Source organism: Rhizobium sp. FG113 (assembly GCF_057809895.1).
Map to the genome: position 1 here is coordinate 298,911 of NZ_JBMDKV010000001.1, position 24,310 is coordinate 323,220.

At 63.1% G+C, this 24,310-nt stretch carries 23 protein-coding genes and 1 riboswitch; of the genes, 14 read left to right on the forward strand and 9 right to left on the reverse strand.

Annotation, left to right across the window (positions count from 1 at the left end; genetic code table 11):
* Positions 1 to 96: 96 nt before the first annotated feature.
* Positions 97 to 2,562, reverse strand: coding sequence for a malto-oligosyltrehalose synthase (treY, locus tag ACODTZ_RS01160; protein WP_489023148.1), 2,466 nt, complete (start codon positions 2,560 to 2,562; stop codon positions 97 to 99).
* Between the two features lie 85 nt (positions 2,563 to 2,647).
* A complete protein-coding gene (locus ACODTZ_RS01165; RefSeq protein ID WP_489023149.1) occupies positions 2,648 to 3,424 on the reverse strand; it encodes an endonuclease/exonuclease/phosphatase family protein in 777 nt (258 codons plus the stop codon).
* Positions 3,425 to 3,469: 45 nt separating this feature from the next.
* Here ACODTZ_RS01165 and ACODTZ_RS01170 point away from each other — a divergent pair, with 45 nt between their 5' ends.
* Entirely contained in the window at positions 3,470 to 4,441 is a 972-nt protein-coding gene (locus ACODTZ_RS01170) for a lysylphosphatidylglycerol synthase domain-containing protein (RefSeq protein ID WP_489023150.1), read from the forward strand.
* On the opposite strand, the gene ACODTZ_RS01175 is transcribed toward ACODTZ_RS01170, so the two are convergent.
* The gene (locus ACODTZ_RS01175; RefSeq protein WP_489023151.1) at positions 4,391 to 5,926 is read right to left on the reverse strand and encodes a phospholipase D-like domain-containing protein; all 1,536 of its coding nucleotides are present in this window, start codon (positions 5,924 to 5,926) and stop codon (positions 4,391 to 4,393) included. The genes ACODTZ_RS01170 and ACODTZ_RS01175 overlap by 51 nt on opposite strands.
* Before the next feature lie 189 nt (positions 5,927 to 6,115).
* On the opposite strand from ACODTZ_RS01175, the gene ACODTZ_RS01180 reads away from it, so the two are divergent.
* Positions 6,116 to 6,373 carry a YMGG-like glycine zipper-containing protein gene (locus ACODTZ_RS01180; RefSeq protein WP_111560741.1) on the forward strand — a complete coding sequence of 86 codons (258 nt, stop codon included), beginning with the start codon at positions 6,116 to 6,118 and terminating at the stop codon, positions 6,371 to 6,373.
* A gap of 162 nt (positions 6,374 to 6,535) precedes the next feature.
* Positions 6,536 to 7,063 (forward strand): hypothetical protein, encoded by a 528-nt coding sequence (locus ACODTZ_RS01185; RefSeq protein ID WP_489023152.1) that lies wholly within the window; start codon positions 6,536 to 6,538, stop codon positions 7,061 to 7,063.
* Positions 7,064 to 7,123: 60 nt separating this feature from the next.
* Here ACODTZ_RS01185 and ACODTZ_RS01190 read toward each other — a convergent pair whose 3' ends face one another.
* From ACODTZ_RS01190 to ACODTZ_RS01210, 5 genes are read right to left on the reverse strand one after another with little or no spacing between them, the layout of a single operon-like run.
* Positions 7,124 to 8,584 (reverse strand): aldo/keto reductase, encoded by a 1,461-nt coding sequence (locus tag ACODTZ_RS01190; protein WP_489023154.1) that lies wholly within the window; start codon positions 8,582 to 8,584, stop codon positions 7,124 to 7,126.
* Between the two features lie 4 nt (positions 8,585 to 8,588).
* Entirely contained in the window at positions 8,589 to 9,560 is a 972-nt protein-coding gene (locus tag ACODTZ_RS01195; protein ID WP_113235991.1) for a branched-chain amino acid ABC transporter permease, read from the reverse strand.
* A complete protein-coding gene (locus ACODTZ_RS01200) occupies positions 9,557 to 10,468 on the reverse strand; it encodes a branched-chain amino acid ABC transporter permease (protein WP_489023156.1) in 912 nt (303 codons plus the stop codon). The genes ACODTZ_RS01195 and ACODTZ_RS01200 overlap by 4 nt, the downstream gene beginning before the upstream one ends.
* A complete protein-coding gene (locus tag ACODTZ_RS01205; protein WP_489023158.1) occupies positions 10,465 to 11,205 on the reverse strand; it encodes an ABC transporter ATP-binding protein in 741 nt (246 codons plus the stop codon). Before ACODTZ_RS01205 ends, ACODTZ_RS01200 begins: the two co-directional genes overlap by 4 nt.
* On the reverse strand, positions 11,202 to 12,011 hold the full coding sequence (locus ACODTZ_RS01210) for an ABC transporter ATP-binding protein (RefSeq protein WP_489023159.1): 810 nt from the start codon (positions 12,009 to 12,011) through the stop codon (positions 11,202 to 11,204). The genes ACODTZ_RS01205 and ACODTZ_RS01210 overlap by 4 nt, the downstream gene beginning before the upstream one ends.
* 100 nt (positions 12,012 to 12,111) lie before the next feature.
* On the opposite strand from ACODTZ_RS01210, the gene ACODTZ_RS01215 reads away from it, so the two are divergent.
* From ACODTZ_RS01215 to eutC, 11 genes are all read left to right on the forward strand, one after another.
* Positions 12,112 to 12,870, forward strand: a complete 759-nt coding sequence (locus ACODTZ_RS01215; protein WP_489023161.1) for a GntR family transcriptional regulator — start codon at positions 12,112 to 12,114, stop codon at positions 12,868 to 12,870.
* A complete protein-coding gene (locus ACODTZ_RS01220) occupies positions 12,863 to 13,213 on the forward strand; it encodes a TIGR04076 family protein (RefSeq protein WP_489023163.1) in 351 nt (116 codons plus the stop codon). The genes ACODTZ_RS01215 and ACODTZ_RS01220 overlap by 8 nt, the downstream gene beginning before the upstream one ends.
* Before the next feature lie 10 nt (positions 13,214 to 13,223).
* The gene (locus ACODTZ_RS01225; RefSeq protein WP_489023165.1) at positions 13,224 to 14,276 is read left to right on the forward strand and encodes an aldo/keto reductase; all 1,053 of its coding nucleotides are present in this window, start codon (positions 13,224 to 13,226) and stop codon (positions 14,274 to 14,276) included.
* 23 nt (positions 14,277 to 14,299) lie between these two features.
* The gene (locus ACODTZ_RS01230; protein WP_489024754.1) at positions 14,300 to 15,532 is read left to right on the forward strand and encodes an ABC transporter substrate-binding protein; all 1,233 of its coding nucleotides are present in this window, start codon (positions 14,300 to 14,302) and stop codon (positions 15,530 to 15,532) included.
* A gap of 152 nt (positions 15,533 to 15,684) precedes the next feature.
* Positions 15,685 to 16,071, forward strand: a complete 387-nt coding sequence (locus ACODTZ_RS01235) for a c-type cytochrome (protein ID WP_489023167.1) — start codon at positions 15,685 to 15,687, stop codon at positions 16,069 to 16,071.
* Between the two features lie 48 nt (positions 16,072 to 16,119).
* A riboswitch (cobalamin riboswitch) is annotated at positions 16,120 to 16,358 on the forward strand.
* Positions 16,359 to 16,603: 245 nt separating this feature from the next.
* Complete coding sequence (locus ACODTZ_RS01240; RefSeq protein ID WP_489023169.1) at positions 16,604 to 17,635, forward strand: ABC transporter substrate-binding protein; 1,032 nt, start codon at positions 16,604 to 16,606, stop codon at positions 17,633 to 17,635.
* A gap of 41 nt (positions 17,636 to 17,676) precedes the next feature.
* Positions 17,677 to 18,672: a FecCD family ABC transporter permease gene (locus ACODTZ_RS01245; protein ID WP_489023171.1), complete on the forward strand. Its 996-nt coding sequence runs from the start codon at positions 17,677 to 17,679 to the stop codon at positions 18,670 to 18,672.
* Positions 18,669 to 19,439 carry an ABC transporter ATP-binding protein gene (locus tag ACODTZ_RS01250; RefSeq protein WP_489023173.1) on the forward strand — a complete coding sequence of 257 codons (771 nt, stop codon included), beginning with the start codon at positions 18,669 to 18,671 and terminating at the stop codon, positions 19,437 to 19,439. Before ACODTZ_RS01245 ends, ACODTZ_RS01250 begins: the two co-directional genes overlap by 4 nt.
* Positions 19,440 to 19,451: 12 nt before the next feature.
* The gene (locus tag ACODTZ_RS01255; RefSeq protein ID WP_489024755.1) at positions 19,452 to 20,240 is read left to right on the forward strand and encodes a class I SAM-dependent methyltransferase; all 789 of its coding nucleotides are present in this window, start codon (positions 19,452 to 19,454) and stop codon (positions 20,238 to 20,240) included.
* A gap of 237 nt (positions 20,241 to 20,477) precedes the next feature.
* Positions 20,478 to 21,863 carry an ethanolamine ammonia-lyase subunit EutB gene (locus tag ACODTZ_RS01260; RefSeq protein WP_489023175.1) on the forward strand — a complete coding sequence of 462 codons (1,386 nt, stop codon included), beginning with the start codon at positions 20,478 to 20,480 and terminating at the stop codon, positions 21,861 to 21,863.
* On the forward strand, positions 21,856 to 22,641 hold the full coding sequence (eutC, locus tag ACODTZ_RS01265; RefSeq protein WP_489023176.1) for an ethanolamine ammonia-lyase subunit EutC: 786 nt from the start codon (positions 21,856 to 21,858) through the stop codon (positions 22,639 to 22,641). Before ACODTZ_RS01260 ends, eutC begins: the two co-directional genes overlap by 8 nt.
* Positions 22,642 to 22,647: 6 nt before the next feature.
* On the opposite strand, the gene ACODTZ_RS01270 is transcribed toward eutC, so the two are convergent.
* Positions 22,648 to 24,303 (reverse strand): GMC family oxidoreductase, encoded by a 1,656-nt coding sequence (locus ACODTZ_RS01270; RefSeq protein ID WP_489023178.1) that lies wholly within the window; start codon positions 24,301 to 24,303, stop codon positions 22,648 to 22,650.
* Between the last annotated feature and the right edge of the window lie 7 nt (positions 24,304 to 24,310).

Genomic DNA, 24,310 nt, shown 5'->3' on the forward strand with positions numbered 1-24,310 from the left:
ATATGATTGGCTGCACTCAACGCAGCCGGGGCCGAAAAGTTCGCGGCGGTTGGAAGGCAGTTTGTCGCGGATGTCTCATCGGTCGTCTTCGGCTGATTATTTGCCCTGTAGAAGCGCGACCGGTTGCGTTCCCAGCAACTGCGCGACGGGAACAGATGTCGCAGCGTCGATCGATCGCTCCGTCAGAAGATCATGTTTCGGGCCCTCTAATTCCGCAGGCAAGACGATGGCGGTGTCGCCCCAGAATTCGGGACTGGCATAAAGCCTTCCAGGCTCCAGCTGCCCCATCATCATGCGCGGGGTCACCGTGATGGTGAACGCATGGCCCAGCAGCCGAGCGTATGCGACGACATGGCGGCTGCGGCTGCCTCTCACCGACAGCGGCACATAATCTCCCGCGGCAAACAGGGCAGGCAGGCGTTTGCGCAGGTTGAGGCCAATGCTGATGATGCGCTGTTTGAGGGTTGGAACGGTGAGCTCCGAAATCGGGTCCCGCGTTGCCAGCAGGCGGGCGAGTTCCTTGATGTCGATCGGGCGCCGGTTGTCGGGGTCGACGAGGCTGAAGTCGCAAGCTTCCGAGCCCTGATAGATATCGGGCACACCAGGGGCCGTCAGCTTGATCAGCGTCTGCGACAGGCTGTTCAGGTAGCCTGCGGCCATCACCGGCCGGAGCGTTTCGGCGAAGTCCTCGTGGAAGGTCAGGCTGGAGGATGCGGTGAGCGCCGCCGCGTAGCTTTTGACCGCTGCCTCGTATTGCTCATGCGGCGCGTTCCAGTCCGTCACGAGCTTTGCCTCGCGCACCGCCTTCTCGGCATAGGCGACGAAACGATCCGTCAGGCCTGCGGCAGCGCCATCGCGAAACTCCTCCGGCCATATGCCGGCCAATGCCTGGTAGAGCATCCATTCGACATTGGCGTCGGGCGTCAGGCCCGCCGGCAACTCGGTCAGGTGGTTGCGGTTCATGTCCCGCCAGCGCTCCACCCCGAGCCTCCATACATCAGGTTCCTCGCTCAGCACGTAAAGGCGGGCGCGGGCATCCTCGCCGCGCTTGGTGTCGTGGGTGGAGGTGGCCGACAGGCCGTGTGGCTGCTGTTTTGCCCTTTGCTGCATCAAATCGTGAAATGCATCGACACCGCCCACCGGCCTGTCCGGCTCGCCGCCGACTTCGTTGGCGCCAAGCAGCAGGTTGTGGCGATAAAACAGCGTGTCTTCCATGGCCTTGGCCATGATCGGGCCACTCAATTGCTGGAAGCGTCGCTGGAACTCTTCGGCGCGAGGGCCGCCATCGAGGAGCCCCGCTACGGCGTCCAGCGCATCGCGGTCTCCGGTTTGCCGCGCGGCTTCGCCAAGGGCCTGCTCAATGAGACTTCGATCGCTTTCCGGCAATTTACCCGCACGGCCATAGGTGCGATAAAAGGGAAACGCGATGAGCAGTTCCTTGATCGCGGATGCAATCCGCTGTTCATCCGTATCGGCCAGAAGCGAATGCGCGATCGCCACCAGTCGGCTTGTCTCGCCTTTGAAGTTGCGCTCGATCATCAGCAGCTTGGCCTGGCGCAGGCCGGCGGCGAAATCGGCCGCATCCGGCGAGAGATTGGCATAGGCATGGCTAAGTTCGCGCATGCCATCGGGATCGATGAAGAGATTGCTGAGCGCCGAGATGAACTCATATCCGGTCGTGCCCTCGATCGGCCATTCGGCGGGCAGTGTCTCGCCATGCCCGACGATCTTCTCGGCGACGATATAGATCTCGGGGCCAACGGCCTCATTCAGGCGGTCGAGATAGGCAGAGGGATCGGCGAGCCCATCTATGTGATCGAGCCGCAGCCCCTGCACGTGGCCGGCGCGTATAAGCTCGAGCACCAGGGCATGACTGTCGGCAAAGACGTGCTCGTCCTCGACCCGCAGCCCGACCAGCCCGGTGACCTCGAAGAAGCGCCGATAGCTCAGCGTCTTCGCCGCATCCTGCCAGAATATCAGCCGCCAGGCTTGCTGATCGTGGATGGTCGATATCAGCGATCGATCCTTGAGGTCTCCGGATATCCGTTCGGTGCTATCCGGATTGAGCGGCAATCGGGTGTCGAAATAGGCGAGCGACCAGTCGCCGGTTCGCGGATCGCGCTGCAATTCGAACTCGCCGTCGGCGAGCGCCTCATCGAAGCTCTTTCCGAGGATCGGCAGCGTCAGCCGCTGGCTCCAGTCGATATCAAAGTGGCCGGCATATTTGCTGTCCGCGCCGAACTTCAGAACATCGGCCCACCAGGCATTTTCGGTCGCGGCGGCCATGTGGTTCGGCACGATATCGAGGATCAGGCCGAGGCCGGCGGCTTTCAAGGTGGCGCTGAGGCGCTTGAAACCCTCGCGTCCGCCTATCGCCGGCTCGATCTCGTTGCAATCGCTGACGTCATAGCCATGCGTCGATCCCGAGGTGGCGGTAAAGATCGGCGAGGCATAGAGATGGCTGATGCCGAGCGATTTCAGATAGGGGATGAACTCGATGGCGGTGTCGAAGGTCATGCCATCGCGAAATTGCAGCCTGTAGGTCGATGTCGGTATGTGCATCTGTCGCCTCTGGTGGGATCGCGACACAGCAACAGCGCTAACGCACCTTTTGTTCCCCCGCAATTTCCTGAGGCCTTTAAGGCAGTCAGAATTTCAGCGTGATCAGCAACGGCAGGTGATCGGAGGCGCGCTTTGCCAAGGGGGTGGAAATGACGTTGGCGGCGCTGACTTTGAGGTCTTGCGATAGAAACACATGATCGATCCGCAGCAGCGGAAATCGCGACGGAAAAGTCGACCTCGGCCGTTCCGCCGCGCTGAGCTGAGCGTCACGAAACTGGCCGCCCAGCATCCTGTAGGCCGGCGATGATGGTCGCGCATTGAGGTCGCCGCAGATGATAGATGGTGCCGCGTGAAAATCCGGGCTCCCGATCCACTCGTCCGAGAGCAGCGTCCGCACCTGCTTGATGCGGTCTATGTTACGGAGGCCGAGATGGGTGTTGAGCACGTTGAGCTTCCGTCCGCCGGCATCCACCTGCGTCCAGATCGCCCCCCTTGTCTCGCCGACCGAGGGCAGGGGACCGGCCTTCATCAGCCGTGTCGGCAGAGCGGTCAGTATTGCATCGCCGTATTTTTCCTCCTGAACATGCAGCGCCGGGTGAAAATGGGCCTCCATCTTCAAAAGCGTTGCGATCATATGCGCCTGGTCGATGCCGCCGGTTCGCTTGCGGCCGACATCGAGCTCTTGAAGCGCGATGATGTCGGCACCCGATTGCGCGATCACGTCGGCGACCCTGCCAGGGTCGAGCAGCCGGTCAGTGCCGATGCAGCTATGCACATTGTAGGTGAGGATTCTCAGTTCCTGCTGCTCAGCCTGATGCGAAGTGTCTGTCGATGCGCTCATCGACAGGGAACCCGATTTCATCCTGTTTCGTTCCATTACTGAAAGATCAATCGGAATGGAATCTTCATGTCGGCGAAGCGTGTCCTCATCAATGCAACCCTGGTTCTCGGACTGCTGCTCGCGGCCTATCTCCTTTACAAGGTCTTCAGTCGCTACTCGATTGATGAGATCACACGCTCGATCGCCGCCATCCCCGTCTCACGGCTGCTGTCCGGCCTGGGCTTCGCCGCACTCTCCTATCTCTGCCTGACCGGCTTCGATTGGATGGGGTTGCGCTATGCCGGAAAGCCGCTGAGCTATCCGAAGGCGGCGATTGCCTCCTTCACCGGCCTTTCCATCGGCCATAATCTCGGCGTGGCCGCCTTGAGCAGCGGTGCTGTTCGCTATCGCTACTATGCGCGGTGGGGCCTGAGCGCCGAGGCAGTGGCGAAGGTTATCCTGTTCTGCGGTGTCACTGTGGGCATCGGGCTCTCGGTTCTTGCCGGGTTGGCGCTGCTGATCAATCCAAGCGATGCGGCCAACCTGCTCGCCATGAGCGCCGAGGGCCTGTTCATCCTGGGCCTCGCTTGTCTCGCCGTCCCGGCCGCCTATGTCCTTCTCGCTGCCACCGTGCGCGCGCCGCTGCGCCTGTGGAAGTGGAGCTTCGAGATGCCGCGTCTCGAGCTTGCGATCGGTCAGGTCGTCATCGGTACGCTGAACTTTATCTTTGTCGCCGCTTGCCTTCACCAGATGCTGGCGGCCCAGGGTGATGTCAGCTTCGTGCAGACGGCGACGGCCTTCGTGCTCGCCAACATCGCCATCCTCGTCACCCATGTTCCGGGTGGCCTCGGCGTGCTTGAGGCAACTGTCAGCCATGTCCTGCCGGGTGCTGCGTCGATCGGCGCGCTCGTGGCGTTCCGCGTGATCTATTTCATTGTGCCGCTGTTGATCGGCATTCCCGTCTTCGCGATCAGCGAGGTGGTGCTGCGCAAGCGCGGCAAAGCCGCGTCAGAAGATCGCGGCGGCCAGCCGTCCGACGCGCAGGCGCAGCTTCTGTAGCGGCCAGTAGGGACGTCGCGGGTCGACGAGCGTGGTGCCCGTCAGCGGCGACGTCTCGCCTTTCGAGACATCGATCGCGAAGTGCCTCAGCCCGCGCTTGCCGACATTCAGCGCGTCCACTGCGGCATTCAGCGACCGCATGCTGCGCTCGGTCTCGCCTACGATCTCGGGCGTCGTCTCCAGATGCTCGGCGAGCAGCCGGTAGCGCAGCGTCGAAATGGCCAAACGATGCGCATCGGTGGACGCTTCGATCGCCAGATCGCATTCCGTATCCAGCCCCTCGGAGCGGTTGTTGAGGTTGGAGGAGCCGATGCGGATGAAATGGTCGTCGACGATCAGCAGCTTGGAGTGAATGACCAGCTCCTTCTCGCCGCCCTGCCTGTCGGGAACGACGGCGTACATGACCCGCAGCCGATCATAGTGGTCGATGCGCTTCAACCGGCGGATCAGCCTGTCCCGGTTGTTGCCCATCGTCAACTTCTCGAGAAAGCCGTGAGAGCTCTTGGTGACGAGCACGGTGATTTCCGGCCCATCGCTCTCCTTCAACCGCTTGGCGATGGTGCGCGCGACGCCGAAGGAAGCGAGATACTGCGTCTCGATGTAAATCAACCGTCGCGCGGCCTTTATCGCATCGCGCGTCAGCCGGAAGGCCTCATAGTGGCCGCGCTTGCCGATAAGCCCGGGCTCCGTCAGCGCGATTGCGGCGGTTGCGTCCGCAACGTCGGCGCTGACGCCTGTGGGCCATGATGCGCCGCCTGCCGGAGCAGGCTCCGGGCGCTCGCCCGTGGCGCGCTTCCATCGCCTGCGGGCAACATCGCCAATCAGCCGGGCCGCGTCGCCCGATACCATCGACTGCATGTCGTGTACGGGGTCATAAGGCGTGCCATCCGGCGATTTCCGCAGCGTATTGCTCATTTTGTGGTCCGGCTCGTCCCACCGTCTGGCGGTCAGATCGATGCCGCCGAGGAAAGCCAGGCTGTCGTCGATCGAGACGAGCTTCTGGTGATGGCATCCGCGGATCGGGTGGCGCAGATCGAAACGCATGCTGATCTGCGGATGGGCTGAGAACTCGCTCTCGCGGAAGAGGCGCAGCGATTTGCCGGAATAGATCGGCCCCATGCCCCAGACCAGTATACGGATACGAAGGTCCGGCTTCTCATCGGCGAGCGACAGGAGAAGTTCGCCAAGCGTTTCGGAGCTTTGATGCGGCCTAAGCCTGATATCCGGGTTGAAGTCCCAGCCGACGATCCAGATCGTATGAACCGCCTTGCGAAGCGCTTGATCGAGCGCCAGGAAATAGGCGGCGCCGTCGATCAGGAAAGCGGCCTTCTCGACCTTGCCCACTTGCCAGGCGTTGCGTCTCTGGCGAATGATGCCGCCGGGCAAGGCGGGAAGAGAAGCTTCTGCTTTGCGGGTTGCGCGTTTCAGGAACTCGGTTGCCTTGGACGCCTTCAGTCGATCGGCGATGGGTTGAAATTCTGTCATTCTGCTGTCCGGCGCCCCGCTTGGTATTTGACGTGGCCGTAACGCTCGAAGGCGTGACTTGTTCCGTCATGGCGCACCGTATTCCGTGGTCCGGTATCGGCATGGTCGCCTCACCTGAAAGCAATCAGGGAACGAAAAGCCATTTCAATTGTTTACTTCACGGTAAAGGATGAGCCGAGGAGTAAAATCATGATCAGAGCTATTCTGTTGGTAACCGCGGTGGCGGGTAGTCTTGCGTCGTGCACCGCGACCGAACAAGGCACGGCGATCGGTGCGGGGACCGGCGCTGTCATTGGCGGCGTGGCCACCAATAGCTGGGGCGGCGCGGCCGTCGGTGCTGTTGCCGGTGGTGCGGTCGGTGCCTTGATCGGCCAATCACAGGAACGTCGCGGCTACTGCGTCTATCGCGACCGCTATGGCCGCACCTACGAGGCGCGTTGCCGATAACCGTTTGAGCGGGATTGATTTGAGTTTTCGACGTGCGTGATGCCTGCCGGCATCGCGTGCGTCGAATCTTGTGCGATCTGCGCAAACATGATGCCAACGCCATGATGCCGACCCATTCTTTTGCTGATGAGAAATCGTCGGCAACGCGTCTTGGGCGAGCGCATGAACTGGATAAATCGTTATATTGATGAACCGCTGCTGCAGGGCGCCGCAACGGTCATGAAACTCTGGCACGGCCACACCGGCCAGCGACCTGATCTTCTCGAACCGGTCTGGAACCTTCTCTCCGTCGCGTTTCTGCTGATCGCAGCCATGCAGTGCTTGGCAGGCGAAGCGCTGTGGCTGAGCGAGGCTGCCCTCGTCATGCTCGCGCTGCCATCGGTGCTGAAGCTCTATAAGGCGAACGCGGCATCGGCCGATTATGATTTGAAAGACTACAAGGCGCTGCGAGCGACCGCCTTGCAGAAGCGCGAAAACGAGTGGGCTCTCAGGCTCGCGGTACTCGTTGGCGCGCTGGTCTTGCCGCTCGCCAAGCCGGTCGACGATGTCACGAGCGCTTATTTCATGCTCGGCGCGTGCCTCTGGTTCTCGCTGACGGCGCCTGCACGGTTCTATCTGAACGCGGCCGAACCGCCGGCGCCGGATGAGGGCGATCGTCTGGTTCGCCCCGCGCTGGGCTCGGCGGCGTAAGTTCCCACAGCAAAGGCCCATCGCGGACACCTGCGACGGGCCTCCGTGCTTTCTCGCCCATCAATCGCAGATCGCTTCCGCCTCGATCTCGACCTCGTAATCGCCGACCAGATTGCCGACCTCGATCAGCGTGTTGGCGGGCAGAACATCAGCGAAGACGCGTCCGTGCGCGCGCGACACCGGCTCCCACTGATTGGCATCGCGCAGATAGATGCGCGTTCTGACGACGTCTTCCATCTTGCCGCCGAGCGCCGAGATGGAGGCGGCGATCTTGTCGAGGATGTAGGTCGCTTGTGCGCCGGCGTCGCCTGATGCGACGCAGCGGTTCGTGCCGTGCGTCGCGGTCGTGCCGGAAACAAGTATGCGATCCCCTACCCTTACGGCGCGGCTATAGCCGGCGATCGGCTCCCAGATGCTGCCGGATGAGACGCGCGACCGGCCCGGACGACCGGGCATCGGCTGGGCGGTGTAAATGGATGGAATGGCATCCAGATGGTGGCTGAGATCGCCGGATGCGGTAAGGAACGGCGGCTTTCGATATTCGTCGCCGCAGTCGCCGGGGATGGGTTGCGTGTTGGCGAAGGCGGCGTTCAGCGCGGCGTGATCCTCTTCGTCGAGCGCAAAGGAGAAGACGTTCAGATTGTCGCCGCGATGCTCGTTCTCGCCGATGCGCGCGCCGACGATCGTGGCAGCGACGGCCTCGTGTTCCAGAACCCAGCGGCTCGCGATGTTGGAGATCGACACGCCATGCTTGGCCGCGATGGTTTGGGCGGCGCTGAGAATGCCCTGGAAGGCCTCCCAGCCGCCGGCGGTGTCGATGAAGCGCTTGTATTTCGAGCGGCTCCAATCGACGATCGATTCCGGCTCGGGCTGGCCCAGCCATTTCTCGGAGAGGAAGCCGCCGCAGAGCGTCCCATAGGCGAGAAGCTTGACGCCGCTTTCGGCGCAGAGCGCCGAGAGCGCACCCGCAGCCCGGCGGTCTACCAGCGAGAACGAGACCTGATTACTGGCGATCTCGATGCCGTCTGCGAGCGCCAGCGCCAGATGTCCGGCGTCGAAATTGGTGAGGCCGAGCGCACCGATGAGACCTTCTTCGCGCAGGCGCTGCATCTCGTGCAGGGCATCGAGCCATGCCGGATGCTCGAAGCTCCACCAGTGGAATTGCAGGAGATCGACCTTGTCGACACCAAGCCGCGTCAGCCGCTCCTCAACGCCGCGACGCACGACGTCAGCCGTCATCGGTCCCGGCTCCGGGCACCATTTGGTGAAGGCGACGGGCCGCTGGCCATTCTGATAGCGCGAGAGCAGTCGACCCGTGATCAGTTCCGCCGAACCGTAGTGATCGGCCATGTCGAACGTGTCGAAACCATCACGCGCATAGGCCTGCAGCACATCGGCGCCCTTGTCGGCATCGATCACCGTGCCGTTCTTCTCGATGTCGGCAACCTGCCAGAGACCGCAGACGATGCGGCTGATGGAGAGATCCTTGGTGAGCGCTGTGCGTGGGGGCGTGGTGGACATGTTTCTATTCCCTGGATGTCTGTTTGCGTTTGCCCGTCAGCGAGGCCAGCGCGTTGGAAGCGCCGAGAATGCCGCGGGGGCGCAGGAGCAGGATGAGGCAGAGCCCGACGCCGATCATGACGATCTGTAGCGATGCCGCGCGCGCCTGCTGTTCGGGCGGCACGAATGCGGAGACGGCGGCGGCTGACAGCGCCCAAAGACCCCAGACCAACACCGCGCCGAGGATAGCGCCGCGATTGTTGCCAGAGCCGCCGACGATCAGCATCGCCCAGACCTGGAAGGTCAGGATCGGCAGATAGTTGTCGGGCGCGATAAAGCCGATGAAATGTCCTTGCGCGGCACCCGCCAGCCCCATGATGGCGCCGCCGATGGTGAAGGCCTGCAGGCGAAAGCGGATCGGCCGCTTGCCGAGTGCCTGCGCCGCGCTCTCATCCTCGCGGATCGCGCGCAGCACGCGGCCCCAGGGGCTCTTGGCGAGATGCTGGAGCGCCAGATAGAGCGCCAGCACGACGGCCGTCATCAAAGCGAGATTGGAAAGGGAAAATTCCAGCGGATCGGCGGCAAGGCTGCCGAAGGGGCGCGGAATGAAGCCGATGCCGAAGGCGCCGCCGGTCAGGGGCTGCAGGTTGAGCACGCAGAGCTGTACCGTGACCGCAACGCCGAAGGTGGCGATGGCGAGATAATCGGAGCGCAGCCGGATGGTCAGCGCGCCGACCAGCCAGGCGGCAAGGCCGGCAAACAGTGCGCCGCCGAGCCAGCCGATGGCGATCGGCATGTCGAAGCCGCCGAAGCGGCCGGGCGCATCGGGCGTCGTCAAAAGCGCCGATACATAAGCGCCGATCGCGACGAAGGCGGCGATGCCGACGTTGAAGAGGCCGGTCTGGCCCCACTGCACATTGAGCCCGAGGCACATGATGGCATAGGTGAGCGCCATCGTGAGGAAGAAGGCGGCGTAGGCGATCAGATCAAGGCTCATGCCGCTCTCCCGAAAAGGCCGCGCGGGCGAAGAAGCAGGACCGCCACAAGGATGACGAAGGAAACAGCCGCCCGCCATTCGGCGCCGACGATCTGAACGGCCGCGGCCTCCGACAGGCCGACGATCAATCCAGCGATCATCGCGCCGGGAACGCTGCCGATCCCGCCGAGGATCGCGGCGGCAAACAGCGGCAGCAGCAGGTCATGGCCGAGATAGGGGCGGATCTGTACCAGAAGCCCGGTCATGATGCCGGCGATGCAGGCAAGGGCAGCGCCGACGAACCAGACGACGCGGATCACGCGGCGCACGTCGACGCCCGCAATGCCCGCGAGAGCCGGATTTTCACTGACCGCCCGCATCGAGCGGCCGATATCGGTGCGGGTCATCAGCAGGTGGATGGCGACGACCGCGACCAATGACAGGCCGAGCGACAGGAGCTGATCGGGCGTGGCGCGCAGGCCGCCGCCGATCTTCACGGCGATCTGCAGCGCCTTGGTGTAATAGGCGGGCTTGGAGGTGAAGATGAATTCGAGCAGGCTGCGAAGCGCAAGCGAGGCGCCGAAGCTCGCCATGACGAGGATGATGATCGCGCCGCCGCGCGCCCGCAGGCGCCCGAACAGCGCCGCATCCATCGCAAGCGCCAGCAGACCCGTGAGCAGGATCGCGACAACGGCCGCAAGCGGCAGCGACCAGCCGAACGAGAAGGGGCCGATCGGCTTCGTCAGCGACGTGGACAGGAGGCCGAGGCCGCCGCTGACGGCGAGCGCCAGATAGGCGCCCCAGGAAAGCATCTCGCCATGCGCGAAATTGGCGAAGCGCAGGATCGAATAGGTGAGCGTGACGCCGATGGCGCCAAGGCCGATCATCGCGCCGGCAACCAGACCGTCCATGAGAAATTGCGGGTTCATGGTGCCTCCGACGCCTGCTTGGTGGTGCCGAGATAGAGCTTGGCGATCAGCGGATCGCCGAGCAGTGAAGAGGCCTCGCCCTCGTGCCTGATCCTGCCTTCGACCAGGATGACGGCGCGGCTGGCGATTGCGAGCGCTGCCTTGACATTCTGCTCGACGAGAATGACGGTGACACCGCCGGCGTTGATCTCTTTCAACATCGAAAACACCTCGCCGACGATCTTCGGCGAAAGACCGGCGGAGGGCTCGTCGAGGATGAGCACGGAGGGATCGACGATCAGCGCGCGGGCGACCGCCAGCATCTGCCGCTGTCCGCCCGATAGCGCGCCGGCGAGGCGCGAAGGCTTGCTGGCGAGATCGGGGAAACGACGATAGAGCGCGGCGATCCTGTCTGACCGCTGCGCCTTCGGCAGGACGGCTGCGGCAAGCTGCAGGTTTTCGTGAATGGTCAGCGTCGCGAAGATGTTTTCCGTCTGCGGCACGAAGGCGAGGCCTTCACCGATCTTGCGGTGGGACGCGACGCGGGTGATCTCCCGCTCGCCGAGCAGGACGCTCCCCGAGTGGATCGGCACCACGCCGGCGATCGCCTTGACGAAGGTCGATTTCCCGGCCCCGTTCGGCCCGAGCAGGACCAGAAGCTCGCCCGGTGCCACCAAGAGATCGACGCCGCGCACGATCGGCAGATCGGGTTCGTATCCGGCGACCAGCGCGCGGGTTTCCAGCGCCGGCGCGGTCATGCGGCCGCTCCGAGATAGGCTTCGATGACATCCGGATTGGAGGCGACGTCGGCAGGCGTACCCTCGGCCAGCGGCTTGCCGAGCGCCATGGCGACGACGCGGGTGCAGAGCCGCGACACCATATCCATATTGTGCTCGATCAGCAGGATCGACTTGCCCTGCGCATTGAGCTCCAACACGCGCTCTATGATCGTTTCGAGCAGCGCCGGGTTGACGCCGGCAGCCGGTTCGTCGAGCAAGATCGCCTGCGGATCGGCCATCAGGATGCGCGCCAACTCCAGCAGCTTGCGCTGTCCGCCTGAGAGAACCTTGGCAGGTTGTCCTTCGAGGCCCGACAAGGTGACGAACTCCAGCAGCGCGCGCGCCTTCTCGATCGCCAGACGCTCTTGTTGTCTGACATGACCGAAGCGGAGGAAGTTGGCAAACAGCCGTTCGCCGTTCTGCCCCTGCGCGCCGACGAGCACGTTTTCAAGCACGGTCATCTCGAGAAACGGCTTCGGGATCTGGAAGGTGCGGCCGACGCCGCGGCCAATTCTCTGTTCCGGGCTCTCTTGCGAGACCTCGCGACCGCCGATCCAGATCTCGCCCGACGTCGGCTTCAGGCTTCCGGCGATCAGGTTGAACAGCGTCGTCTTGCCGGCGCCATTCGGGCCGATAAGGCCGACCATTTCGCCTTCGCCGAGCCTGAGCGACATGCCGCCGACAGCCACATTGCCCTGAAACGACTTCACCAGATCATGCGCGTCGATCACGGCACTGGCGGGGTCTGCCGCTTTCGGTGGGGCGTCTGGCACTGGCAAAGGCATGGAGAAAAGAAGTCTCTTGATTTGATTGGTGATGTTTGATCAAACTTCACCCCATGGTGAAAAGCAACCGAAAAAAGCAGCGTTCCACGGAGCAGGCTCGATGGTAGTCCCCTCTGCAGGAGCCTATGCGAGCAAGCCGGCCGATCGCGACGACGCGCTGTCGCCGGTCGGACGCGAAACGCTGCAGGACCGCGTCTACGCTCAGCTGCGCAACTCACTGATCAACGGCATGTTCGATGCCGGCGACGTGCTGCGCATCGTCGATCTGGCTGAACGGCTGCAGACCAGCACCATGCCGGTGCGCGAGGCGCTTGGCCGTCTCGTGTCCGAACAGGCGCTGGAATCGCTGCCCAATCGCTCGGTGCGCGTGCCGCTGATCACCCGCGAACGTCTCGACGATCTCGCCCGTGCCCGCATCCTGATCGAGGGGCGGATGGTGGCGCTGGCGCTGCCCAATCTGACGGATGACGATTTCGCGGTGCTGAAGCAGATCAATGTCGATTGCGATCTCGCTTTCGAGCAACATGGCAAGGATATCGGCCATGTGACCTCGGCGCTGAACCAGCAGTTCCATTTCCACATCTATCATGCGGCGCGCTCGCAGGTGCTGATCCCGATCGTCGAAAGCCTGTGGCTGCAATCGGGCGCGATCATCCGCAAAGCCGCGCATATTCATGACGAACAGGGCGGCCTCGCCGCCACCAATCATCACTGGGCGCTGATCGATGCGCTCGAAAAGCGCGATGTCGAGGCCGCGATGCAATCGCTCTCCAACGACATCAGCCGCTCCTTCGATCTCATCCGTGGGCGGCTGGATGTTGATCCTGAAGGCAACGCCTCGGGAGGCCATCATGGCTGAACCAATCGACGACGGCTTCGACCTGTTTGATCTCAGGGTCGACGTGATCATTCCAGAGGGCGGCGCGGTCTATTGCGGCGCGAAACCCGGCGATCATTTCGAGCTCAAGGGCGAAATGCTGCAGCTGCCGGAAGGGCAGGGGATCTCAATCTACTCGCTCTCCTCCGTGCTGCCGCTGCTCGCGGCCAAGCAGCGCCCGACGGATCGTAACGACTGGATGACGACGGACGCCGACATCGCTTGCCCTGACCCCAATTGCTCGACACGGCTGAGGATCACCCGCACGGGTATCCGCCGTTTCAGCCATGCCGCCACCACGGCGGTCCCCTTGAATGACGAATAGGCCGAAAGATATGCAGCGCATCACCATCGCCCCCGGTTACGAAATCTCCCGCGTCATTCGCGGCGGCTGGCAGCTGGCCGGCGGGCACGGCGCGATCGATGGCGACAGCGCCATCGAGGACATGATCGCATTCGCCGATGCCGGGATCACCACCTTCGACTGCGCCGACATCTATACCGGTGTCGAAGAGCTGATCGGCCGTTTCCGCGTCGCCTACAAGAACCTGCGTGGCGCCGAGGCGCTGTCGCGCATCCGCGTCCACACCAAGTTCGTGCCCGATCTCACGGTCCTGCCAAACATCAGCAAGGCTTATGTCGAAGGCGTCATCGATACCTCGCGTAAGCGCCTAAACCTCGATTGCCTCGATCTCGTGCAGTTCCACTGGTGGGCCTATGATATCGAGGGCTGGCTGGAGACGGCGGGCTGGCTGAAGGAGCTGCATGAGGCCGGCAAGATCAGCAAGATCAGCGGCACCAACTTCGATACCGATCATATCGAGGCGATCATCGGCTCGGGCGTGCCCTTCACCTCGCTGCAGCTGCAATATTCGCTGCTCGACCGGCGCCCGGAAAAGCGCATGGTGGCGCTTGCTCAGGAGAAGAACTTCGCGCTGTTCTGCTACGGCACCGTGGCCGGCGGCTTCCTTGGTGATCGCTGGCTCGGCCAAAAGGAGCCGGAGCATCCGCTCGAAAACCGCTCTCTGACGAAGTATAAGCTGATCATCGACGACTTCGGCGGCTGGGATCTGTTCCAGGCGCTGCTGTCGACGCTGCGCGGGATCGCCGACCGGCACGACACCGATATCGCCACCATCGCAAGCGCCGCCATGCTGACCAAGCCAGGCGTCGCGGCCGTCATCGTCGGCGCCCGCAACAGGGAGCATCTGAAGTCCAATCTCGCCATCGCCGATATCGCGCTCAGCGAAACGGATAGAGCCGAGGTCGATGCGATCCTTGCGCAATCAAAGCCGCTCGACGGCGACGTCTATACGCTGGAGCGGGACAGGGAAGGCCGCCACGGCAGCATCATGAAGTACAATCTCAACAAAGGGGAACAAAAATGAGAACGACATTCCTGCTTTCCGCCATGGTTGCTGCCCTTGCGGCGTCCACGGCGCCGACATTCGCGGCCGATTGCGACATCACCGTCGGCCTCGTCATGGAACTCACCGGCCCGGCCGGTGAATATGGCCAGGCGGGCGCGAAGTCCGTCGAGATGGCTTTCCGGGATATCAACGACGCCGGTGGCGTCAATGGTTGCAAGATCGTTGCCGACACGCGCGACAGCCAGAGCCAGGGCAACGTCGCCGTCGATCAGGCGACCCAGCTCGTCAACATCAAGAAGGTGCCCGTCATCATCGGCGGCATCATCTCGTCCGTCTCGATCCCGATCCTGACATCGGTGACGGCGCCGGCCGGCGTCGTGCAGGTCTCGCCCGCATCCTCTTCGCCCACACTGACCGAGCTTGGCCGCAGCGGCAAGACCAACGGCGTCTTCTTCCGGACCATCACCTCGGATGCGCTGCAAGGCACGGCGGCCGCGAAATTCGCGATGGATCAGGGCCTGAAGAAGATCGCGATCATCAACGTCAACAACGACTTCGGCGTGAACATGGTCAAGGAGTTCGCGACCGCCTATCAGAAGCTCGGCGGCACGATCACCTCGACGACGCCCTATAACGAGAAGCAGTCGAGCTACGCGTCCGAAGCCAGCGCCGCCATGGCTGGCGATCCCGATGCGCTCTATCTCGTCAGCACCCCCGTCGATGGTGCCACCATCGCCCGCGCCTGGGTCTCCGGTGGTGGCAAGCAGACGTTCCTGTTGAACGACGGCATGAACTCCAAGGACTTCATCGAGAGCGTCGGCGCGCAGTATCTGGAGAACGCCTACGGCACCTCCTCGGGCACCAGCCCGACGGCGTCCACCGAATATTTCAACGGCAATTACGAGGCCTTCTCCGGCGGCATCTCGCCTTCGGCCCCGGCCGCCGACCGCTCTTATGACGCCGGTGCAATCGTGGCGCTGGCGATCGCCAAGGCCGGCAAGGCCGATGCGGCAGCCATCAAGGCAGCCATGCCTGAGGTCGTTGCCGAGGGTGGCACGCCTATTCATGCTGGCAAGGAAGAGTTCGCCAAGGCGTTGCAGCTCATCAAGGATGGCAAGCCGGTGAAGTATGAGGGTGTCATCGGTCCTGTCAGCTTCGACACGTATGGCGACATCACCGGTCCCTTCCGCCTGTGGAAGATCAGCAATGGCGAGGTGACGACGGTCGGCGAATTGAGCGCCGAAGAGGTCACCAAGATCAAGACCGCGCAGTAAGAAGCCAAGCGACATGGGAGCTGTGCTCCCATGTCGCACCAGTCTGGTCTGGGCGCATATGTGCTTTGTTGGGTAAGCAATGTTGTTCGCGGATCGCGCCGTGTAAAAACGGTACGATGTATCTGGCAAACAACAGCCAAGGCCATCGACACATGAAAAAGCGCTCAGTCCTTCCGTCGATCTGTTCGATCGCCAGCCTGCTCGTCATGACATCCGCGGCATCCGCGGAGGACCTCGAGCACGGGCGGCGGGTGTTCAGACTGTGCGTTTCCTGTCACACGGTCGATTCCGATCGCAACGGCTTCGGCCCGCATCTGAAGGGTGTCGTCGGTCGTCCGGCCGGAAGCTTGCCTGATTACAGATATTCAGACGCGATGAAGGCGGCGGGCGCCGGTGGGCTTGTCTGGGATGAGGCGGCGCTGTCGGAATTTCTATCCAGCCCCAAGAAGAAAGTGCCGGGAACGAAGATGAGCTTCGGCGGCCTCTGGACGACGTCGGAGATCACCGACTTGATCGCCTATCTCCGAGCCAATCCCTAGGCGCGCCAAATGTCGGTTCGTCACGGCTTGACGTCTTGGCGCCGGATCGCCTAAGTCAGCCTCGATGGTTCCCGAAGGGATGACTTCCGACGGGATTAATAGGGAACACGGTGCGGATGACCCGAATGGGGCCAAGACCGTGGCTGCCCCCGCAACTGTAAGCGGATTGCCTGATGTCCTTGTGGTGTTCGTCTCGAACGCCATGCCACTGCGAAGCTTTTCGTGGGAAGGCAGATGTCAGGTGCATATTCGCAAGCCAGGAGACCTGCCGTCAAAACAGTGTCCACCATCCCGGACGGGGTTGTCCGGAGAGGAGCATCATATGATGGTTTTTGACGTCAACCGCTGGCGCGGTCCCGCTTTATTCCCCTCCGCAAATCTCATGTCCGTGATCCCGCGCTAGCGTTCGCCGCCGCATGATGTCAGGCGAGCGCTTTGCTGTTTCGTCCTGCATCATCCGCAGCGGTCCCCGCTTCGAGTTTCACAGCCACGGCCAGTCGGCTGCGGGCTTCAGCCATACATGAGGACCAATATGAACCGCATCATCCTGCGAACCGCGCTGCTTTCGATCGCGACGGCTTGCGTTTTCACCACCTTTCTCCCCGCCGCCCATGCAGCGGCAACGACCTACCCGCTGACGATCACCAATTGCGGTCAGCAAGTGACATTCGATAGCGCGCCGAAGAAGACGGTGTCGATCGGCCAGGGCATGACCGAAATTCTCTACTCGCTCGGCCTTGCCGACAAGATAGTGCGGACGGCGGTCTGGGTCGGGCCGGTGCTGCCCACCTATGCCGATGTCAACCAGAAGATTAAGCGGCTCGCCGACAATGATCCGAGTTTCGAATCCGTCGTCGGCCAGGAGCCGGACTTGGTTGCGGCCGAGTTCGAATGGCATGTCGGCACGCAAGGGTCGGTCGGCAAGCGCGAGCAGTTCGCCGGTCTCGGCATCAAGACCTATGTCTCGCCGGCCGATTGCGTCGCGAAGGTCAACACGGATGGCGGCGACGGTGTGCGCAGCGAGCTCTTCACCATGGAGCTGATCTATCAGGAGATCGCCGAGTTGGCGGAGATCTACGACATCCAGGATCGCGGCGCGGCCCTGATCGCGGACTTGAAGAAGCGTGAAGCGGATGCCGTGGCATCGCTTGGCGGGTCGGCGAAGGATCTGCCCGTTGCCTTCTGGTTTTCCAGCAAGGAAGTGCAGGGCGATGCCTTTATCGCCGGCAAGAACAGCGCTCCGGCCTATATTCTGAAGACGCTCGGCGCCCGCAACGTCGTCAGCACCGAGGAAGAGTGGCCGCTGGTCGGCTGGGAAACCATCGCGCAGGCCAATCCCGCCGTCATCGTCATCGCCACCATGGACCGCCGCCGCTATGCCGCGGACGATCCGAAGGTGAAGATCGATTTCCTTGAAAAGGACCCGGTCACCAGCCAGCTCGATGCCGTCAAGAACAGGCATTTCGTCGAGATGGATGCGCAGTCGATGAACCCGACGATCCGCACCATCGACGGCCTGGAACGCCTCGCCGCCGGCATCAAGTCCTTCGGTCTTTCCAAGTGAGGCACGCGTCGATAGCCCACCGTGGATGGAGAGCGCTGCTCGTGCTCTTCGTCCTTGCCATCGTGGCATTGGGCTTTGTCATCAGTCTCGCCGTGTCCATCGGCGAGATCTCCATTCCTGTCGACACGACAGCGAAGGCCGTGGCGAACCGTGTGTTCGGCACCGGCTTTGAACTCAGCCGCATCCATGAAGGCATCATCTGGGATTACCGCCTGAGCCGCGCCCTCGTCGCCGCCAGCGCCGGAGCGGCTTTGGCCCTATGCGGCGCGGTGCTGCAGGCGTTGCTGCGCAATCCGCTGGCCGAGCCTTATGTGCTCGGCATCTCGGCCGGCGCCTCCACCGGGGCTGTCGCGGTCATGATCCTCGGCTTCGGCTATGGCGTCCTGACGCTTTCGGCCGGCGCCTTCGTCGGCGCAGTCGCGGCGTTCCTGCTGGTGTCGTTGCTCGCGGCGGGCTCGGGTGGCGGCACGGACCGTATCATTCTCGCGGGTGTCGCCGGTTCGCAGCTCTTCAACGCGCTGACATCCTATATTGTCACGACATCGGCCAATGCCGAGCAGGCGCGCGGCGTCATGTTCTGGCTTCTCGGCAGCCTGTCCGGTGTGCGCTGGCCGGATGTCTATCTTGCCGCTCCCGTGGCCATCGCCGGCTTTCTCGTCTGCATGCTCTATGCCCGTGCGCTCGACGCCTTCACCTTCGGCACCGATGCGGCCGCAGCGCTTGGCATTCCCGTTGCCGGTATCAGGATCGTGCTGCTCGCGCTCACGGCCCTTCTTACAGCGACGATGGTCAGCATCGTCGGCTCGATCGGCTTTGTCGGTCTGGTCATTCCGCATGCGGCGCGTTTCGTGGTCGGGCCGGGGCATGGGCGCCTGTTGCCGGCAACGGCGATATCCGGCGCCATCTTCATGGTGGTCGCCGATATCGTCTCGCGCGTCATCATCCCGCAGCAGGTGTTGCCGATCGGCGTCGTCACCGCGCTCTTCGGTGCGCCGGCATTCGCGCTCATTCTCTACAAGGCGAGGCGGCCCGCATGAGCATTTCCATCAGCGATGTGCATTGGGCAACGTCAGGCGTGCTTGTCGTCAAGGGTGTCAGCCTTGAGGTTCCCACCGGCCAGACGCTCGGCCTGATCGGGCCGAACGGTTCGGGAAAGTCCAGCCTGCTGCGGTTGATCGGCGGGCTGCGAAAGGTGAAGAGCGGCGTCATCGCGCTCGGCGATACCGGCATCGATACGCTGGCGCGCCGCGATATCGCCCGGCGCGTCGCCTTTGTCGAACAGCAGGCCACGACCGAGACGCAGGTGACGGTCACCGAGGTCGTCCGTCTCGGGCGCACGCCGCATCGCGGTCCGCTGGCGCCGTGGAGCGCCAATGATGAAGAGGCGGTCGAGAACGCGTTGCGGCAGGTGGGCATGGTTGGGAAGGCGCGGCAGCTCTGGCATACGCTGTCGGGCGGCGAGCGGCAGCGGGTGCATATCGCCCGCGCGCTGGCGCAGACGCCGACCGAGCTTCTTCTCGACGAGCCGACCAACCATCTCGACATTCAGCATCAGCTCGAAATCCTGTCGCTGGTTGCCAAGCTGCCGATCACCAGCATCGTCGCGCTGCATGATCTGAACCTCGCCGCCATGTTTTGCGACAGGATTGCTGTGCTTAGCCAGGGTCGGCTTGTTGCGGTCGGACCGGCGGACGAGGTATTGACCGAAGGCCTGATCGCCGATGTGTTCGGGGTGCGCGCCCATATCGAGCGCTCGCCGCATCATGGTCGGCAGCATATCCATTTCCTTGGCTGTATTTCTTGAGGTCCGATGTCCATCAGACAAACCAATTTCGATTTGAAGGAAGAGATCCGGGACTATTGGTCCAAGCGCTCGCAGACATTCGATCTTGCCTTCGGCCACAGAATACCGCGCGGTCCGGAATTTGACGCCTGGCAGCAGCCGATGCGCGACCATCTGCGGCCGACGCCTTTGCGCGTTCTGGAACTTGCCTGCGGCACTGGTGAGGTCACGGCGGTGATCCACGATCTCGGCCACGATGTGACCGCGCTGGATTTCTCCGAGGCCATGCTGTCGATCGCCAAGGCGAAGCATGCAGGCAAGGAACGGTTGCGCTTCGTGCTGGCGGACGCGGAAAACTCGATGGAGCCGGATGGCTGCTACGACGCCATCATCTGCCGCCATCTGGTCTGGACGCTGACCGATCCCGCAAAGGCATTCGGCGAGTGGCATCGGGTCTTGAAGCCGGGTGGCACGCTTCTGGTATTCGACGGCGATTGGGCAAAGCCAACGCGCCTTGGAAGCGCCGCTGCATGGCTCATCCGCCGGATCGATCGTTTCTGCGGCGCGGACCGGCACTATGATGGCGCGATGAGCGAGCGCCATTCGGCGATCATGTCGGCGCTCCCCTTCGGCGCCGGGCTGCGGCCGGATGATCTCATCCCACAACTGAAGCAAGCCGGCTTCGTGAGCTTCGAAATCACGTCCCACAGTCCGATCGCCAGAGCGCAGCGGCGTGGCGCCAATCTGCGCAACAAGCTCAGGACACTGGTCTATCGGCGCTTCATTCTCGTCGCCAAATCCGGTGGCGTTTCGCAAGACTAGGAATAGCTGAATTGCGAATTTTGCAGCCTGTTGCCATCACAGCATGTTGACGTGATCGGCTAGACGAGGTCATCTGCGGATAACGGCATGGCGCTCATGCTTGCGGTGATCGGCACGGGAGGCCGGATCACCGTCTCGAAAGGCCGAGCGCCGGCAGTCTCAAGGGAGGAATACGCCTGTCAGTCAGCCCGATCGGATCGGGATGAGCTGACACCCTTGAACGCTAGGACTCCCGCAATGGCATACAGCACGACGATCGAACGAACGCGCTTCGGCTTTCGCGATCTCAAGGACCTCCTCGCAAAAGCGACGCCGGAACGCTCCGGCGATCAGCTCGCCGGCATCGCGGCTAGCGGACCGGTCGAGCGCTTGGCCGCGCAGATGGCGCTTGCAGATCTGCCGCTGAAGGCGTTTTTGGCTGAAGAGGTCATTCCGTCCGAGAGCGACGAGGTCTCGGCGCTGATCGCGAAGCAATTCGACGCGCAAGCCTTCGCGCCGATCAGTTCGTTCACTGTAGGCGAGTTTCGCGAGTGGTTGCTGAAGCCGGAAACAGACCAGCAGACGCTCGAAGCGATCACCTATGGCATCACGCCGGAGATGCTGGCAGCCGTTTCGAAAATCATGCGGCTGCAGGATCTGATCGCCGTCGCCGCCAAACGGCAGGTCGTCACGCGCTTTCGCAACACGCTGGGCCTGACCGGCCGCTTGTCGACCCGCAACCAGCCGAACCATCCGACCGACGACAGCCGCGGCATTGCCGCTTCGGCGATCGACGGTCTATTGATGGGCTCCGGCGACGCCGTCATCGGCGTCAATCCGGCGACTGACAGTGTCGAGGACTATGTGCGGATCGTCTCGCTGCTCGACGAGATCCGCGAGCGCCTCGCCATCCCCACCCAGACATGCTGTCTCGGCCATGTTACCACCGCCATTCGCGCCGTCGAGGCGCGGGCGCCGGTTGATCTGATGTTCCAGTCGGTCGCGGGATCGCAGAAGGCCAATGAAGGCTTCGGCATCGATCTCGCGCTGCTGAAGGAGGCGCAGGATGCCGGACGATCGCTGAAGCGCGGCATGCCGGGCGCCAATCTGATGTACTTCGAAACCGGGCAGGGAGCAGCACTCTCGGCCGACGCGCATTTCGGCGTCGACCAGCAGACGATGGAAACCAGAGCCTACGCCGTCGCGCGCGAGTTCGATCCGCTGTTGGTCAACACTGTCGTCGGCTTCATCGGGCCGGAATATCTCTTCAACGGGAAACAGATCATCCGCGCCGGTATCGAGGATCATTTCTGCGGCAAGCTGCTCGGCCTGCCGATGGGTGTCGACGTTTGCTACACCAACCACGCCGATGCCGACCAGGAAGACATGGACACGCTGCTGACGCTGCTCTGCGCGGCAAACGTCAATTTCGTCATCACCGTACCCGGTGCCGACGACATCATGCTGAACTACCAGTCGCTGTCTCACCACGACGCCGTCTTCTGCCGCGAGACCCTCGGCCGCCCACCGGCGCCGGAGTTCGAGACGTGGCTGCGCGACGTGGGGCTGACCAATGATGCAGGCGCGCTATCCGGTGCTCCCGCCATGCTGACCGATTACCTGTCGAGGGCTGCTCTTGTCTAAATTCACCGCCACCGAACTCAGAGCCGATTACCAGCCGGCCACCGTCGATCTCGCCGAGATGACCGATGCGCGCGTCGCACTGGGGCGCTTCGGATCCGGCGCGCCGACCAAGGCGCAGCTGGCCTTCCTGCTCGATCACGCACGGGCCCGCGAAGCGGTATGGTCGACCGTCGACGAGAACAGGCTGAAGAACGATCTCACGGCGCTTGGGCTGGATGTCGTCTCGGTGGAGAGCATGGCCGAGGATCGCGGCAGCTACCTGCGCCGGCCCGATCTTGGCCGCAAGTTGTCGCACGCTTCGGTCGAGCGGCTGCATGCTCTGCCGTCTGACGCGAAAGGCTGCGACGTCGTTATCACCATTGCCGACGGCCTCTCGTCGAGTGCGGTCGATATCAATGCGGTCGCGCTCGTGCGCGAGCTTTCGGGCCTGTTGCGCTTAGCCGGCTTGTCGATCGGCCCGGTCGCCGTCGCGCGGCAGGCGCGGGTGGCGCTTGCCGACGAGGTCGGCGAAATTCTCGGGGCGCGGATGACAATCGTGCTGATCGGAGAGAGGCCCGGTCTCTCGGCGGCCGACAGTCTCGGCGCCTATATCACCTACGAGCCATCCGTCGGCACGCCGGATTCCCGGCGCAACTGCGTCTCGAACATGCGCGAGGGTGGTCTGTCGATGGAGCAGGCGGCGAAGACTATCGCTAGCCTCATCGCCGACATGACGAGAACAGGTGTCAGCGGCGTTGGCCTGAAGGAAGCGCTGGTCAGGCTGCCCAGCGCTTCGTAATCGACTTCACCGGATGCCCGCCCTTGCGCGCGGCCGTGTGTCGTTGCGCTCGTGCTCGAAGATCGCGCCGGGAAGCGGCAGCTTGCCGCGAATGATGTCCGAGCCCTTCTCGCCCACCATGATCGTCGGCGCGTTGGTGTTGCAGGAGGGAACACGCGGCATGACGGAGGAATCGCAGACGCGCAGCCCTTCCAGTCCGTGCACCTTGAGATCGAGCCCGACCACCGCGTCGGCGCCCGTGCCCATCTTGCAGGTGCCGACGGGATGGTGGTCGGTCTTGGCGTTGGCGCAGCCATAATCGAAGAGCTCGTCGTCGGTCATCACCTTGGGCCCGGGAAGCCGCTCGGCCAGCACGAAGGGCTTCAGCGCCGCCTGCTGCATGATTTCGCGCGCGATCTTCAGGCCTTCCAGCGACATCGTCCGGTCATGCGGGTCGGACCAATAGTTCGGATCGATCAGCGGTGCCGCCGCCGGATCGGATGATTTGAGCCTGACGGTGCCGCGCGAGTGTGGGTGGAGATAGGCGGAATTCAGTGTCACGCCGGCGTTCCTCAGCCGCTCCACGCCCGCCTCGATGCCGGAACCGAGGCCGAGGTGGAACTGGATATCGGGGGAACGCGCATTCGGGTCCGCGTACCAGAAGCCGCCCGTCTCGAAGAGCGAGGAGGCAACCGGACCCGTGCGGAAGAGAATGTATTCCAGCCCCGCCCAGACGGTCCGGTGCAATTTGGCGACGCCGTCATAGGTGTGGTCGCCGGTGCATTCGCAAATGACGAAAAGGTCGAGGTGGTCCTGCAGGTTGCCGCCGACGCCTGGGAGATCGTGGTGAACCTTGACGCCGACCGATGTCAGATGGTCGGCCGGGCCGATGCCGGATTGCAGCAGGAGCTTCGGCGAGCCGATCGCGCCTGATGACACCAGCACTTCGCGCTCGGCGCGGATCACCTCGGAGCCCTTGTCCGTCACGACTTCGACGCCGACGGCCCGCGTTCCCTCGATCACGATCCTGCTCACCCGGGCGCCGGTGCGGATCGTCAGGTTCTTTCGGCCCTTGATGGGCGAGAGATAGGCGAGTGATGCGGATGAGCGGCGGCGGTTGCGCTGGGTCAGCTGGTAGAAGCCGACGCCCGCCTGCTGCTTGCCGTTGAAGTCGTGATTGTAGGGAATGCCGAGCTCCTGGCCGGCGCGGATATAGGCGTCGCAGATCGGCAGCGCGGAGACAGGCATCGAGACACCGAGCGGTCCGCCATAGGCGTGGTAGTCGTCGGCGAAGCGCTGATTGTCCTCGGCGCGCTTGAAGTAGGGCAGGATCGAGCGGTAGTCCCAGCCCTCGCAGCCATCCTCGCTGGCCCAGAGATCATAATCGGCGGCATTGCCCCGGGTGTAGAGCTGGGCATTGATGGACGAGCCGCCGCCGATCACCTTTGCCTGCGTATAGCGCAGCACCCGGCCTTTCATGTGTTTCTGCGGGACGGTTTCCCATCCCCAGCTGGCCACGCCCTTGGTCATCTTGGCAAAGCCGGCCGGCATGTGGAACAGCGGATTCCAGTCGCCGCCACCAGCTTCCAGAAGCAGCACGCTGACCTCTGGATCTTCGCTCAGCCTGCTGGCGAGCACGCAGCCGGCGGGACCCGCGCCCGTTATGATATAGTCAAAGCCCATTGGTTCT

Coding starts and splice junctions, on each gene's coding strand:
- ACODTZ_RS01200 (WP_489023156.1), bottom strand. CDS start 10,468: ATGAACCCGCAATTTCTCATGGACGGTCTGGTTGCCGGCGCGATGATC.
- ACODTZ_RS01165 (WP_489023149.1), bottom strand. CDS start 3,424: ATGAAATCGGGTTCCCTGTCGATGAGCGCATCGACAGACACTTCGCAT.
- ACODTZ_RS01225 (WP_489023165.1), top strand. CDS start 13,224: ATGCAGCGCATCACCATCGCCCCCGGTTACGAAATCTCCCGCGTCATT.
- ACODTZ_RS01210 (WP_489023159.1), bottom strand. CDS start 12,011: ATGCCTTTGCCAGTGCCAGACGCCCCACCGAAAGCGGCAGACCCCGCC.
- ACODTZ_RS01240 (WP_489023169.1), top strand. CDS start 16,604: ATGAACCGCATCATCCTGCGAACCGCGCTGCTTTCGATCGCGACGGCT.
- ACODTZ_RS01215 (WP_489023161.1), top strand. CDS start 12,112: ATGGTAGTCCCCTCTGCAGGAGCCTATGCGAGCAAGCCGGCCGATCGC.
- ACODTZ_RS01220 (WP_489023163.1), top strand. CDS start 12,863: ATGGCTGAACCAATCGACGACGGCTTCGACCTGTTTGATCTCAGGGTC.
- ACODTZ_RS01180 (WP_111560741.1), top strand. CDS start 6,116: ATGATCAGAGCTATTCTGTTGGTAACCGCGGTGGCGGGTAGTCTTGCG.
- ACODTZ_RS01250 (WP_489023173.1), top strand. CDS start 18,669: ATGAGCATTTCCATCAGCGATGTGCATTGGGCAACGTCAGGCGTGCTT.
- ACODTZ_RS01190 (WP_489023154.1), bottom strand. CDS start 8,584: ATGTCCACCACGCCCCCACGCACAGCGCTCACCAAGGATCTCTCCATC.
- ACODTZ_RS01230 (WP_489024754.1), top strand. CDS start 14,300: ATGGTTGCTGCCCTTGCGGCGTCCACGGCGCCGACATTCGCGGCCGAT.
- ACODTZ_RS01195 (WP_113235991.1), bottom strand. CDS start 9,560: ATGAGCCTTGATCTGATCGCCTACGCCGCCTTCTTCCTCACGATGGCG.
- ACODTZ_RS01175 (WP_489023151.1), bottom strand. CDS start 5,926: ATGACAGAATTTCAACCCATCGCCGATCGACTGAAGGCGTCCAAGGCA.
- ACODTZ_RS01235 (WP_489023167.1), top strand. CDS start 15,685: ATGAAAAAGCGCTCAGTCCTTCCGTCGATCTGTTCGATCGCCAGCCTG.
- ACODTZ_RS01170 (WP_489023150.1), top strand. CDS start 3,470: ATGTCGGCGAAGCGTGTCCTCATCAATGCAACCCTGGTTCTCGGACTG.
- ACODTZ_RS01185 (WP_489023152.1), top strand. CDS start 6,536: ATGAACTGGATAAATCGTTATATTGATGAACCGCTGCTGCAGGGCGCC.
- treY (WP_489023148.1), bottom strand. CDS start 2,562: ATGCACATACCGACATCGACCTACAGGCTGCAATTTCGCGATGGCATG.
- ACODTZ_RS01205 (WP_489023158.1), bottom strand. CDS start 11,205: ATGACCGCGCCGGCGCTGGAAACCCGCGCGCTGGTCGCCGGATACGAA.
- ACODTZ_RS01260 (WP_489023175.1), top strand. CDS start 20,478: ATGGCATACAGCACGACGATCGAACGAACGCGCTTCGGCTTTCGCGAT.
- ACODTZ_RS01270 (WP_489023178.1), bottom strand. CDS start 24,303: ATGGGCTTTGACTATATCATAACGGGCGCGGGTCCCGCCGGCTGCGTG.